The sequence below is a fragment of the Cognataquiflexum nitidum genome (assembly GCF_022538055.1).
Lineage (GTDB): Bacteria > Bacteroidota > Bacteroidia > Cytophagales > Cyclobacteriaceae > Cognataquiflexum > Cognataquiflexum nitidum.
This window is the reverse complement of the sequence record NZ_JAKZAM010000009.1, coordinates 95,778-109,581: the sequence shown is the minus strand read 5'-3', so window position 1 is coordinate 109,581 and position 13,804 is coordinate 95,778. Positions and strand designations below refer to the sequence as shown.

The 13,804-nt window shown below is 43.3% G+C and carries 9 protein-coding genes; 6 read left to right on the top strand and 3 right to left on the bottom strand.

Annotation, left to right across the window (positions count from 1 at the left end; genetic code table 11):
* Positions 1–528 precede the first annotated feature (528 nt).
* From MMU07_RS08095 to MMU07_RS08085, 3 genes are all read right to left on the bottom strand, one after another.
* The gene (locus MMU07_RS08095; protein WP_241125357.1) at positions 529–2,625 is read right to left on the bottom strand and encodes a S9 family peptidase; all 2,097 of its coding nucleotides are present in this window, start codon (positions 2,623–2,625) and stop codon (positions 529–531) included.
* Positions 2,626–2,740: 115 nt separating this feature from the next.
* Positions 2,741–4,972: a sodium-translocating pyrophosphatase gene (locus tag MMU07_RS08090; protein ID WP_241125356.1), complete on the bottom strand. Its 2,232-nt coding sequence runs from the start codon at positions 4,970–4,972 to the stop codon at positions 2,741–2,743.
* Positions 4,973–6,014: 1,042 nt separating this feature from the next.
* Positions 6,015–7,007 (bottom strand): Gfo/Idh/MocA family protein, encoded by a 993-nt coding sequence (locus MMU07_RS08085; protein ID WP_241125355.1) that lies wholly within the window; start codon positions 7,005–7,007, stop codon positions 6,015–6,017.
* 507 nt (positions 7,008–7,514) lie between these two features.
* Here MMU07_RS08085 and MMU07_RS08080 point away from each other — a divergent pair.
* From MMU07_RS08080 to MMU07_RS08055, 6 genes are all read left to right on the top strand, one after another.
* Positions 7,515–7,949 carry a hypothetical protein gene (locus tag MMU07_RS08080; protein WP_241125354.1) on the top strand — a complete coding sequence of 145 codons (435 nt, stop codon included), beginning with the start codon at positions 7,515–7,517 and terminating at the stop codon, positions 7,947–7,949.
* A gap of 496 nt (positions 7,950–8,445) precedes the next feature.
* A complete protein-coding gene (locus tag MMU07_RS08075) occupies positions 8,446–8,907 on the top strand; it encodes a DUF2911 domain-containing protein (RefSeq protein ID WP_241125353.1) in 462 nt (153 codons plus the stop codon).
* A gap of 593 nt (positions 8,908–9,500) precedes the next feature.
* Complete coding sequence (locus MMU07_RS08070) at positions 9,501–10,430, top strand: oxidoreductase (RefSeq protein ID WP_241125352.1); 930 nt, start codon at positions 9,501–9,503, stop codon at positions 10,428–10,430.
* A 1-nt stretch (position 10,431) separates the two neighbouring features.
* On the top strand, positions 10,432–10,806 hold the full coding sequence (locus MMU07_RS08065) for a DoxX family protein (protein ID WP_241125351.1): 375 nt from the start codon (positions 10,432–10,434) through the stop codon (positions 10,804–10,806).
* A 77-nt stretch (positions 10,807–10,883) separates the two neighbouring features.
* Positions 10,884–11,801 (top strand): helix-turn-helix domain-containing protein, encoded by a 918-nt coding sequence (locus MMU07_RS08060; protein ID WP_241125350.1) that lies wholly within the window; start codon positions 10,884–10,886, stop codon positions 11,799–11,801.
* A 336-nt stretch (positions 11,802–12,137) separates the two neighbouring features.
* Complete coding sequence (locus tag MMU07_RS08055; RefSeq protein WP_241125349.1) at positions 12,138–13,598, top strand: cellulase family glycosylhydrolase; 1,461 nt, start codon at positions 12,138–12,140, stop codon at positions 13,596–13,598.
* The last annotated feature ends 206 nt before the right edge of the window (positions 13,599–13,804 follow it).

Genomic DNA, 13,804 nt, shown 5'->3' with positions numbered 1-13,804 from the left:
AACAATACCGTAAACAGGTTATTTTTCATGAAAAAACTGATTTTAATTGAAGAAATCACTTCGCAAAAAGTCTTATAATTAACTTTATTGTGCATGTCTGCTTTTTTACCACCATCTCTTTTAGACAAAATCACATCGACTTTGATCAGCTACCTGATATGGAATGATGATTAAGAAAGAAAAACAAAACCATCGTGCAACGATCGGCGGTAGTGGGCTGTCGAGCCAAGTCGGTGCGTAAATAACACTTAAATTCGGCCTCTATAGGTATTTTGGAAAATCATCAATAATAATTCCACTATTTTTTCTGATTTTCAATACATGCATTTCCGCATTATTGCACATAGCCAAACAAACAATGGTGGGGAAGGATTAGCTGTTGTGTAGGCACTCACCCATGAATAAATACCAAATCGGATAAGGTTCTTTAAAGCACAACCTTTCAGTCACCCTTATTCTAACAAAAACAATTTTATTAATGAAAAACAATTTCACAAAGGTCAACAACTATGAATAAGATATTAATTATCATGGCTTCAAATGTTTTTTGAGAAAATCAGCAGTAGCTTGGTTGACTTTGACCATGTTGTTAAAAACCATCCAATGGTGGCTATCCCCAGGAATCATCAGATACTCATATGGCTTCTTTTGCTCTTCAAATCTCCTGATCAAATCAGTGGTCTGACTGACCTGAACATTCCTGTCATCATCTCCATGAATAAACAATACAGGAGAAGTCCAAGATTCCAGGTAAGCAAGCGGCGATGAAAACCAGGCCGTCTTCACTGCTTCATCAAAATCAGGAGCTTTTTCATAGCCTTCCGGCATTTCCAACCTACCTGAAAGGTTGTGAACTCCATGGATATCTACCCCTACTTTAAACAGTTCAGAATCTTTTCCCAAAGCCAAGGCTGTCAAATATCCGCCGTAGGAACCCCCGTAAATCCCTACCCTCCCTGCATCAACTTGTGGCAAACCTGCCAAATATTCACCTGCAGCCTTGACATCCAAATATTCTTCAGCCCCCTGCCAATAGGTTCTTGCTGGTTTGTGAAATTCATACCCATAACCGATCCCTAACCTGAAGTTGACCGAAAGGACTACAAATCCCAGTTCCGCGAGGTATTGGTTCACAGCGTAGGTATTAGAATAATAATCCATGTAGCTCCATCCCAACAGCATCTGACGCTGAGGACCCCCATGGACAAAAAGCACTGCTGCTTTTTTGGCAGGACCACCTTCCTTCTCAAAAAGCTGTCCATGAACAGTGAGGCCATCGGGAGATTTGAAAGTTACCTGTTTGGGTACCACGAGGTTTTTTGAAGGGAAATCTACAGGAACCAAGTTCTCCGCTAGTAGCTTGGTTTTTTTACTTTGAATGTCTACCACAGCCGGCAGGAGAGATCTCTTTGGAGTGGCAGAAAAAAAGGCAACAGACTCGTTGTCAGAAAGGACAGCAGGAATGGCTTCAATACCTTCCCCTTCGGTCAAAAGTTTCATTTCTCCCCCTTTTACCGGAACCGTACCAATATGTCTTCTGTCGATGTCCTCTTTGGACGGACCGGCATTGGCAGAGAAAACCAAAAATTTCTTGTCAGGGCTCAGGCTGATATGTTCTACCATAAAGCTGCCTTTTGTCAATTGAATAGAAGGCCCTCCGCTAGCATCCATGGAATAGAGATGCGGCCAGCCATCTTCGTATGACAAGTACACAATTTTATTGTCCGCCGCCCAATGGAGGTTGAATCCCCCATTGACTGTCGGGACAGAACCCCTTAAGGTTTCGGGAGCTTTCCACCTTTTGAAAGCCGTGCCTGAATCGGTATTTGCTACCCATATTTCCCAAGGATTGTGCCTTTGCTCTAATAAGGGAAGCTCCTGCCCTTTGCCTCCTGCTAACCTCACGAAGGCGATCTGACTGCCATCTAAAGACCACCTTGGACTTACATCGCGGCTGAATGATGGCGCAACCCATTGGATAGGGTGAGTAGGACCTGTGTATAATCCAATCAATGAATGTGTACTTCTATTGGCTACAAAAAGCAATTTTTTTCCATCAGGAGACCATTTTATAGAATTGATGTTTCCTTTGGCTTCAAACAATTGGGAAGCCTTTCCTACCTGAGAATCAATAGTCCAAACCTGTGCGCCTTTGAGGTAAGTAATGGTTTTGTTATCGGGAGAAATCGTAGGATAATCTCCTTCTGTCAAGGCTTTGGCATTACCGCCTTCAAAAGAAACTGTCCATATTTCCACTTTGGGAATAGAGGCAGACTGCCCGGGATTGAAACCCACATTGGGGTCCCAATTGCTGCCATGCTCTCCGCCACGGACGAACAGCAACCAATTTCCGTCCGGGGAAAATTGCAGACTGCTGATCTCCTGTCCATCATCTTTGTCAAAAGCTGTGACTTTTCTTGGGCTGAAATCTGGAGACTGAGCCACATAGACATTTCTGAGACCCTTTTCATTCATCGCCCATGCCATTTTGTTTCCGGAATTGGACGTGACCAATTCTGAAGGAAAGGAAAAGGAAGAAACCTGCTCCATGGTAAAGGACTGGGCGAAAAGTCCATTTACCAAAAAGAAGAGAACAAGCAAAAGGAATGATTTTGGGAATTTCATAGCATGGTGGTTTTTGAATTAAAAAGGTAACAAAAAAATGGGGATCCTCCATTTAAAAAACGAAAAAAGCCACCCGTTTCACATAGGTGGCTTTCAAGTCAATTGAATTCTTTTTTTATTTAGTAATCGTCACTGTGACGGTTTTTTCGACTTCCTTGCCGTCTTCATACGTGATTTCCTTGGTGATTTTTACATCATCGTTTTTGGTATGGACATGTCCGTGACCATCGCCATCTGATATGTGTGGGGCAATGACCAAAGCCACGATTGAAGTCAATTTGATCAGGATGTTCATCGAAGGACCTGAAGTATCCTTGAAAGGATCGCCCACAGTGTCTCCCGTTACTGAAGCTTTGTGGGCGTCAGAACCTTTGTATTCCATTTTGCCATTGATCATCACGCCTTTTTCAAAGGACTTCTTGGCATTGTCCCAAGCACCACCGGCATTGTTTTGGAAGATACCCATCAACACGCCCGAAACAGTAATACCTGCCAACATGCCACCCAATACTTCAGGGCCGAAAGCAAATCCTACAATAATCGGTGAAAGCAATGCAATTGCTCCCGGAGCAACCATTTCCCTCAAAGATGCTTTGGTAGAAATCTCCACACACTTCTCATATTCAGGCTTGGCTTTGTATTCCATGATACCGGGTATTTCCCTGAACTGTCTTCTTACTTCGTTGACCATGTCCATCGCTGCCCTTCCCACTGCCGCAATGGCCAAGGAAGAGAAGATAAACGGTATCATCGCCCCGACAAACAATCCGGACAACACATCTGCTTTGTAAATATCGATAGAATCAATTCCTGCCATGCCAACATAAGCTGCAAACAAGGCCAAAGCTGTCAATGCAGCAGAGGCAATGGCAAAACCTTTTCCTGTAGCCGCAGTGGTATTACCGACAGCATCAAGGATGTCTGTTCTTTCACGCACTTCTTTTGGCAAACCTGACATCTCAGCGATACCACCTGCATTGTCAGCGATCGGACCAAAAGCATCGATGGCCAACTGCATCGCTGTAGTCGCCATCATGCCGGCCGCCGCAATGGCCACACCGTATAATCCCGCACTTAGGAATGACCCATAAATACCTGCCGCCAATACCAGGATCGGAGCAACGGTGGATTCCATACCCAAGGAAAGACCTCCAATGATATTGGTCGCATGTCCTGTAGAAGACTGCTTGATGATAGAATTCACAGGGCGCTTGCCCATGGAAGTATAATATTCAGTAATCGCACTCATCAGTGCGCCAACAATCAGACCGATGACAACCGCTCCAAAAACACCCATTTTGGTAAAACCAATGGAACCTCCTCTTGAAAGCACCAATTCACCTGCAGGCAACATATAGTCAATCAAGAAATATGATGCTGTTACGGTCAATAATATAGAAATCCAGTTTCCTTTGTTCAAGGCAGCCTGCACACTGTCAGTATCTTTGCTGATTTTGACAAAGAAGGTAGAAATGATAGAGAACAACAATCCCATGCCGGCGATCACCAAAGGCAACAATACAGGAGCAATTCCTCCAAAATTATCATTGGAGACGATTTCCCTTCCCAATACCATGGAAGCCAAAATTGTAGCCACATAAGAACCGAAAAGGTCAGCACCCATACCTGCCACGTCACCGACGTTGTCACCGACGTTATCTGCAATGGTAGCAGGGTTTCTCACATCATCCTCAGGAATACCTGCTTCCACTTTCCCTACAAGGTCTGCACCTACGTCAGCAGCTTTGGTATAAATACCTCCACCGACTCTTGCAAAAAGCGCAATGGACTCAGCACCCAAGGAAAATCCTGCCAATACTTCTAAGGCTGTTGCCATGGCAGCACCGTTGACATCGCCTCCGGTAGAAACTACAAACATGTTGTAGAATACAATAAAGAGCGAGCCCATACCCAAAACGGCGAGACCTGCAACACCGATTCCCATCACAGAACCTCCTGTAAAGGATACATCAAGCGCCTTTTTCAAACTTGTTTTGGCAGCTTGGGTAGTCCTGACATTTGCCTTGGTGGCAATGTTCATTCCAAGGTATCCGGCAAAAGCGGAAAGCACCGCACCGATCACAAAGGATACGGCAATGATCCAGCTGGAATTCGGAACCAAAGTTCCTGACCATGCCAAAATGATACCGGCAATCACAACGAAATAGAATAGAATTTTCCATTCTGCCTTTAGAAATGCCATGGCACCTTTGGCGATGTGTCCTGCCAATTCAACCATGTTTGCATCTCCCGGGTCTTGCTTGACCACCCAGGCCGATTTGATGGCCATCACGATGAGGCCGATAATCCCCATAGCGGGGACGAGATATACAATTGCTTGTTCCATAAATTATCTTGGGTTAACCCTAAAATTTTTAATGCGACAAAGATATTATTATTCACCTTTATAGCAACCAATTGAGGAAAAATGGTGGAAGAGGTTGTAATTGTTGTAGTGGTTGTAGTTGTAGTTGGTGGCTGCTTCGCGTTTTCAAGTTGTCTGCTTCGCGTTGTCAAGTTGTCGGGTTGGGAACCGTCACCCTGAGGCACGAAGGGTCTCTTGGTTGTAATTGTTGTAGTTGTTCTAATTGTTGTCTGCTTCGCGTTGTCAAGTTGTCAAGTTGTCTGCTTCGCGTTGTCAGGTTGGGAACCGTCACCCTGAGGCACGAAGGGTCTCTTGGTTGTAATGGTTGTAGTTGTTCTAATTGTTGTCTGCTTCGCGTTGTCAAGTTGTCAAGTTGTCTGCTTCGCGTTGTCGGGTTGGGAACCGTCACCCTGAGGCACGAAGGGTCTCTTGGTTGTAATGGTTGTAGTGGTTGTAATTGTTGTCTGCTTCGCGTTATCAGGTTGTCATGTTGTCGGGTTGATTGGATCGTAGCTTGGTACTTTGTACTTGGTACTTGGTTCTAATGGTTGTAGTTGTTCTAATTGTTGTCAACTTCTCGCCTCTCGTTTCTCGTTTCTCGTTTCTCGCCTCTCATGGGAACCGTCACCCTGAGGCACGAAGGGTCTCTTGGTTGTAATTGTTGTAGTTGTTCTAATTGTTGTCTGCTTCGCGTTGTCAAGTTGTCAAGTTGTCTGCTTCGCGTTGTCGGGTTGGGAACCGTCACCCTGAGGCACGAAGGGTCTCTTGGTTGTAATGGTTGTAGTGGTTGTAATTGTTGTCTGCTTCGCGTTGTCAAGTTGTCAAGTTGTCTGCTTCGCGTTGTCAGGTTGTCGGGCTGGAAGGTTGATTGGATCGTAGCTTTGTACTTGGTACTTGGTTCAAATTGTTCGAATTATTGTCTTTTCTCGTTTCTCGCTTCTCGCCTCTCGCTTCTCGCCTCTCGCCTCTCGTTTCTCGCCTCTCGCCTCTCGCTTCTCGTTTCTCGTCTCTCGTCTCTCGCTTCTCACCCCACCATCTCCCCCATCACCCAATTGGTCCTAGCGGCTGTGCGGCCGGTACTTGGGCAAGTGCCTGTTCCCAATAAGTCCTCCACAATGGATTTGATCAAAGGCTGTTGGATGTGTCTGGGCAGGTCGACATGGTAATGGATAGGATCCTCCTGATCTGATTCCAAGGTAAACTCCCCTTTTCCAAAAGTCTCAAAACGGATCAACCCCTTGCTGCCATAAATGATGATCTCATCGATCTCCGCTGTCTTGGAGGTAGTAAAACACCAATTCCCAGATCCCAAGACCCCGTTTTCAAAGACAAAACTTCCTGTCACTATATCCTCCGCATGGTATGCTTTGGCTTGGTTGGATGAAAAACCGCTTGCCTTTGTCACCGGACCAAAGAAGAAATCCAACAGATCCAACTGATGGGAAGCCAAGTCAAAGAAGTATCCTCCGCCGGCAATTTCGGGATTGATGCGCCAGTTGTTTTCCAAGTGTACGACCACATCTGGTTTGAGTACCTGCTTCAGGTTGATGTGGACAGTTCGGATATCTCCGATGGCGCCTGAATCCATCAATTCTTTGATCTTCAAAAAATGGGGCAGTGCCCTTCTGTAATAGGCCACATACAGCGGAACTCCGGCTTCCTCACAGACGGCGATCATTTCCCTGCATTCGGCATAGGTCCTAGCCATGGGTTTTTCGACATAGACAGGTTTGCCGGCAGCAGCCACCAACCTTGTAAGTGGCAGGTGCATGTGAGGCGGGGTAGCGATGTAGACCGCATTTACTTCCGGGTCATGGACCAATGCTTCTGCAGAAGTGTACCATTTGGAAACTTCATGGCGGACTGCATAGTCTTTGACCTTGGCTTCATCGCGGCGCATGACGGCCACGAGTTTGCTGTGGGGAACATGCTTCATGGCCGGTGCGGACTTGACTTCGCAGACATTGCCTACACCCAACACCCCCCAACGGACTTCCTGATCCTGTATCTTTTTCATGGTTCTAAATTAGGGAAAAAGCGGGAAGTTTGATTTGTAGAAGGATGGATTGGTTTAGGGATTTTTTTATTATGAATTCAGAATTCATAATTATGAATTGGATACAGTATAGGTTTGAATTGGCTCAAAGGTGTCCCATATACGGAGTATCCCTAGCTAGGACACGGAGTATCTTTAGGGGAAGGTATACTAGGGGTTAGGGGAGGTGTAGGAGAAGTATGGGAGAAGGTAGTAAGACTGAACGAAGGTACATTCAGTCTCTTGTGGGGCATGACAGTCCAAAAACAACGCAGATATATACACATATTACAACCAAAGGCTTTGATCAGATAAAAAGTCCATTGGATGGTTTAGATTTATAATCAAAATCCTTTAGTTTTATAGGGTTTCTTTCCACTATATTAGGGAAAGCATCCTAAATTGGAATGCTTTCCCCAATAATAGAATAAAGCAAAACGTTGTGTGTAAGTGTAAAACAAAAACCGTTTAACTTTAAAATTTAATAAAATGACAAGAACGAAAACAAAATCAAAAATCGAAAGGCTTTTAAAGAGAACATTAATTGCCTTATTTGTAATGACAGTTAGCTCAGAAGCAATAGCACAAGAAAAAAACTCAGCTGACTTGAAAGAATTTAAAATCACAATTGAAAAGACTGACAACGGACTTAAAATGCAAAGTGATAATGGAAGTGCTTGGATTGATTTAAGCTTTAGTCTTTCTAACAATAAGCCACAAGCAATTGATGAATATGGAATGACCCAATTGGGGAAAGTAGCAAATAATAAAGACCCCAAACTTGCAGACTACTTATTTACAATTACCAAGACAAAAGACGGAATTACCTTAACGGGTATTGAAGGGACAGCTTGGAAAGAATTAAGTTTCACACTTCAAAAAAATGGTAGACAAGCAATTGACCAATTTGGAATGACGGAATAACAATAAACACCTACACACAACAGCCGTTTTGCAAAAGCGGGGGTTTCGTGCTTCTATGAGAGTGAAGTGCTAAATTCAAGTTTTGTGCTTCTATGACAGTTTAGTGCTGAAAATCCCCGCCTTCGCAAAGCGGCAAAACGTTACTTTTTAAAGTTGCCACAAAACTAGCCTACCCTGTCTATTTCCTACCCCTTCTTTACTTCCTTTCCTTTGATCATTTATTTTGGAACTAGCAGAATTTCGTATTCCTGTGCTGACATTCTTTGCCATTAAGCCATTTCATATAGCCAAAATAGAGTGTCTTTAATTGATTTTCTTGGTATTTACCTAACGTTAAAATTGAGCACTTACATTGCCATTTCTCCCAATTTTTCCTACTTTTCTATCTTACTCAAAACACAAAATCCTCATGTTAAAAAAGATTCTTATCGGTGTAGGCATATTGGCTTTGTTGCTGGCCGTTGCGTTTATTTATTTGAACAACCGTAACCGCTCAATGAGCCCGCCCGACACATCGCATCTTGATGTCAATGGACTTCATGTGGAAATCAGCTACAGCCGTCCTTCGGTTAGAGGCCGTGTAATTTTTGGATCCGAAGATGAGGGCGCCCTCCAGCCGTATGGAAGCTATTGGCGCTTGGGCGCAAATGAGGCTACCACCATCACCCTCAACCAAGATGTGACTTTCAACGGCATGCCACTGAAGGCAGGAAGCTACAGCCTGTATGCCATCCCCGGCCCGGATTCATTTCAGATTGGCGTTAATTCAGAAACCGGACAATGGGGCGCTTGGGAGCCTGATTTTAGCAAAAACGTGTTCGTAACCGAAGTTCCCGTAACCCGGCCTGTGGTGCCCGTGGAACAATTTACCACACGTATTGAAGAAGGGTCCGGAGGTGCTGTCATTTATTTCGAATGGAGCAATGTCCAACTCATAATTCCGGTTGTCCCTAACTAAGGGTTGTAAAGAGTGAAAGATTTTATTACAAGACCTGTCTGCATCCTCTAAATCAGACAGGTCTTTTTTTTTGCGATGCGGGAAAAAAATTATTCACCACAGAGGACACAGAGGACACGGAGAAAAAGGAGAAATTTGAAAGGATGAAGGAAAAGGGATGAAGGATGAGGGATTCGGTATTCAGAATGAACGCGATCTCTGTGCCCTCAGTGCGCTCAGTAGTAAATTATTACAACTGATACTCCTTCTTTTTCCAATGCAGTAAAATCCCATCAGCCCTGAAAGGGCGAAACTTGTCAAAGAAATTATTCCGCCCCTTCAGGGCTCCTGAGAATCCACCCAAACTTTAAGGATGGGCTGCACCCATCCCTTTGTTGTTCCGCCCTTTCAGGGCTTTAGCCAAGATGAATTAATAACGGCGCGGTCTCTGTGCCCTCCGTGCGCGCTGTGGTAAAAAATCTTTCCTAGAGTTTAAAAGTCATTCTAGAAGTGATTTTCAAGAAATCCTGATTTTGGATACAACTATCAGGGATTAGGCTAATTCTATCTCTGACAATAGTTGGAGTTTTGCATCGAACAAAACACAATGAACGATGACAAATCAAAAATGGACTGCGAATGACATTCCAAACCAAACAGGAAAAACAATAATTATCACCGGAGCCACAAGTGGGATCGGACTTGAGGCAGCCAAAATTCTAGCTGCAAAAGGAGCGAAATTAATTTTGCCTGTTCGCAACGCTGAAAAGGGAAAAAATGCAGTGAAGGAAATCAAGCAGCGGTTTCCTGACGCTGACATCGCAGTGATGCCGCTGGATATTTCTGACCTTGATTCAGTCAGACAGTTTGCCGAAAAAGTAAAGACCAAATACAGCAAACTTGACTTACTTATGAACAATGCCGGTATCATGTGGACACCGCAAAGAATGCTTTCAAAGCAAGGCAACGAAATGCAGTTTGCTACAAATCATTTGGGTCATTTTATACTTACCGGATTATTGCTTTCTTTGATCAAAGCAACGCCAAACAGCCGTATCGTAACACAAAGCAGCGTGTTGCATAAAAAAACGCAAGGGCAGGATTTCGAGCCTCAGATCCAATTTGAAGATTTGAATTTTACCAAAAGCTACGACACCAAAAAAGTCTATGCACAAAGTAAACTTGCCAACCTTCTCTTCACTTATGAGCTTGACCGCAGATTGAAGCAATCTGACATCAAGGCAATAGCCACAGCTTCCCATCCGGGATATACGGCCACCAACCTTCAAAAAGATGCCGGATTTATGATGAAGATTATGAATGTGGTATTGGCTCAAAAAGTGGATATGGGTGTTTTACCAATCTTGAGAGCTGCCATCGAACCGGATTTGAAAGGCGGTGAGTTCTATGGCCCTACAAAAATGAATGAGATGAAAGGTTATCCGGAATTGGTTTCTTCCAGTGACACTTCTTATGACAAAGAGTTAGCAAGGAAATTGTGGGAGGTATCAGAAAATTTGGTCGATTTCAAATATGACTTTTAACATGAAAACAATAAAGATCATTTTGCTTTATATATTGGTTGCATTTTACCTCTTTATGGGTTCAATGCACTTCATCAACCCTAATCAGTATTTTGCGATGATGCCTTCTTGGCTGCCATCACCTACCTTGCTGATCTATCTGAGCGGTGTGGTTGAGATTGCTTTAGCTGTATTGCTTATTCCTGTCAAAACGCGTCCCTACTCGGCAAAAATCATTATTGTGATGTTGCTTGTTTTCTTCTTTGCCATCCATATTCCGCAAAGCATAGATTATTATCAAATAGATCACCCTGATTTTGTGGCAAGTATGATCAGGTTGCCGGTGCAGTTCTTGTTTATCGCTTGGGCATGGCTATTTACCAAAAAAAGTTCTTGAAAATTGATCGGCACCATTTCAGCAGTCAAATTTTAAGTTGACAAAATTGGACTGCTGATTTCCTTATTTCCCAAAAAATGCAAAACAACTCCAAGCATATCGTCATTAATTCCATTTCTGAATTGCACAGGTTAATGAATTTGTCCAAGCCACTGCACCCTTTGGTGAGCCTGATCAACATGGATGAAGTGCTGCCTTCCAAGCATTCGGAACCTGTACAGTTTATCCTAAATTTTTATGGCATTTCCATGAAGAAAAACCTGAAAGGAAAACTCAAATACGGACAGCGGCATTACGATTTTGACGAGGGTGTGATGGCAATGACGGCACCCAAACAAGTACTGTCCGTCGGTGATGCCGAAAACTACAAAGTGTCGGGTTGGTGGTTGGTTTTTCATCCTGATTTCATCCAAAATTATCCCTTGGGCAAGACCATTAAGGAATATGGATTCTTTTCTTACGAATTAAATGAAGCTTTGCACCTTTCGGACAAGGAGGAAAAAATGATCGAGGGTTTGTTCAAAAACATCGAACAAGAATACCAAACCTCCATTGATCAGTTTAGCCAAGATGTGATGGTTTCCCATCTTGACCTTTTGCTTAACTACTGTAACCGATTCTACAACAGGCAGTTTCTCACGAGAAAAACAGCAAGCAATGATCTATTGGTCAATCTAGACAATATGCTTACGGATTATTTTGGAAGTGAAAAAGTCCAGGAATTTGGACTTCCCTCAGTGCTTTACATTTCGGAGCAACTCAATGTTTCACCAAATTATTTGAGCGACTTGTTACGAACCCTTACAGGGCAAAACACCCAACAGCATATCCACAACAAGCTTATTGAAAAAGCAAAGGAAACTTTGACGTCCACAAACCTTTCGGTAAGTGAGATTGCTTACCTGTTGGGATTTGAGCATCCCCAATCCTTCAACAAATTATTTAAAAGCAAAACAAACCAAACGCCCATTGCCTATAGGAAATCTTTCAATTGACCCTTAATTCGATTATGAATCCATCGAAAACCCCAAGTAAAACATCAGACTTTATTCTTTGCGGTAAAAAAAAACATCTCACGCAGAGAGGGGGAGAAAATTATGAATTAGGAATTAGGAATTAGGAATTAGGAATTAATGGTGAAAGAAATGCTAAGTCTACTATCTCCGCTTGAAAAACTTTGCAGAAATGCCTATTTACTTTGCAGCATTGCTGAAACCTAAATCTTTTTCATAAATTCATTCTGCAATTTGAAAATTCCATTCTAATAATTTCAAATCTGCCACAGCGTTACAGACAGCCCTATTCTCCATAAAACCATACCGATTTCCTTGATGTTGCGGATTTTAGTAAGATTGATATTTGTGTTTGCTTTTTTCGCTTTTAGCGGATGTGAAAAAGAGGATCTGATTTCGGTATCTGTTTCAAAAGAAAAATTTGAATTTACCGAAGAAGGTGGTACTACGGATTTTTCGATCACTACCAATGCAGCTTTGTGGGAGATAACATCAAACCTGCCATGGATACAGCTGAGTAAAAGTACCGGTACAAGCGGGGCTGCCACCATTGAAGTCACTGCTTTGGCCAATCCGGAGAATGTCGTCAGAACAGGAACTCTGACCCTGACAGCGGGGAATGCCGCACCTAAAGAAATCAAAGTAAGCCAGAAAGGCCAACTCTATCCAAGTTACAATACCTTTCCTATCCCACCCGATGCAAGCGGCATGTCAAGTTCAGCGATAGAATTGGCTGCCAAAATCAAGTTGGGTTGGAATGTAGGCAATTCATTGGAAGCCATCGGAGGCGAAACAGCTTGGGGCAATCCACTCATTACACCGGAACTGATCCAATTGGTCAAACAAAACGGATTCAATGCCATCCGTATTCCCTGTTCCTGGAACCAATATATGGAAAACAGTACTACCGCCAAGATCAAAACCGAATGGCTGGATAGGGTAAAGGAGGTGGTTCAATACTGTGTTGACGAGGGTATGTATGTGGTCCTAAACATCCATTGGGATGGGGGTTGGCTGGAAAATAATGTCACTCTGGCCAAGCAGGCAGAAAACAATGCCAAGCAAAAAGCCTTTTGGGAACAGATCGCTACGCATTTACTGGATTTTGATGAGCACCTGATGTTTGCAGGCACCAATGAACCCAATGTGGAAAATGCGACAGAAATGGCAGTGCTCAACTCTTACCTTCAGACTTTTGTGGATGCGGTGCGGTCTACGGGTGGAAGAAACAGTTACAGGATATTGGTCATACAAGGGCCCTATACAGATATAGAAAAAACCAATACCCTAATGACTTCCCTGCCTGTTGACAATATTCCAAACAGGATGATGGCCGAAATCCACTATTACACCCCATTTCAGTTTAGTTTGATGGATGCAGATGCCAATTGGGGCAACATGTTTTTTTATTGGGGAAAGGATTTCCGTTCCCTGACGGACCCTACGCGAAATGCCACATGGGGGGAAGAAGCTACCGTTGACAGCATGATGCGGCTCATGAAGACCAAATTTGTGGACAAAGGAGTCCCTGTGATTCTAGGCGAATATGCTGTAGGCAGAAGGCTTACACTGACAGGCACAAACCTAGACCTCCACTTGGCTTCTAGGGCATTTTACCTCAAATACGTAACACAGCAGGCCATTAAAAATGGAATCTTGCCTTTTTATTGGGATGCAGGCGGGACAGGCAACAATGGTTCAGGACTTTTTGACCGGAGGACCAATACTGTATTTGACCAACAGGCGCTTGATGCCTTGATAGAAGGTTCAAAAAAATAAATTCAAAAAATCAGCTTGACAGATTGAAAGTGTCATGAATAACCTTCATTCCTTGTTATTTTCCGAGATAAAATTGCCTCTCAAGTAATTGGGATTCTTGTACCCCTTATACTCCTGACAAAATCAATCAAAATCTAGAAAAGGATATACAGCAAATTGGGATTAGATAAGACTATCATTTTACTTCTTTCTCCCTTTTTAGCCTT

Coding starts and splice junctions, on each gene's coding strand:
- MMU07_RS08060 (WP_241125350.1), top strand. CDS start 10,884: ATGCAAAACAACTCCAAGCATATCGTCATTAATTCCATTTCTGAATTG.
- MMU07_RS08080 (WP_241125354.1), top strand. CDS start 7,515: ATGACAAGAACGAAAACAAAATCAAAAATCGAAAGGCTTTTAAAGAGA.
- MMU07_RS08085 (WP_241125355.1), bottom strand. CDS start 7,007: ATGAAAAAGATACAGGATCAGGAAGTCCGTTGGGGGGTGTTGGGTGTA.
- MMU07_RS08055 (WP_241125349.1), top strand. CDS start 12,138: ATGTTGCGGATTTTAGTAAGATTGATATTTGTGTTTGCTTTTTTCGCT.
- MMU07_RS08090 (WP_241125356.1), bottom strand. CDS start 4,972: ATGGAACAAGCAATTGTATATCTCGTCCCCGCTATGGGGATTATCGGC.
- MMU07_RS08075 (WP_241125353.1), top strand. CDS start 8,446: ATGAGCCCGCCCGACACATCGCATCTTGATGTCAATGGACTTCATGTG.
- MMU07_RS08095 (WP_241125357.1), bottom strand. CDS start 2,625: ATGAAATTCCCAAAATCATTCCTTTTGCTTGTTCTCTTCTTTTTGGTA.
- MMU07_RS08070 (WP_241125352.1), top strand. CDS start 9,501: ATGACAAATCAAAAATGGACTGCGAATGACATTCCAAACCAAACAGGA.
- MMU07_RS08065 (WP_241125351.1), top strand. CDS start 10,432: ATGAAAACAATAAAGATCATTTTGCTTTATATATTGGTTGCATTTTAC.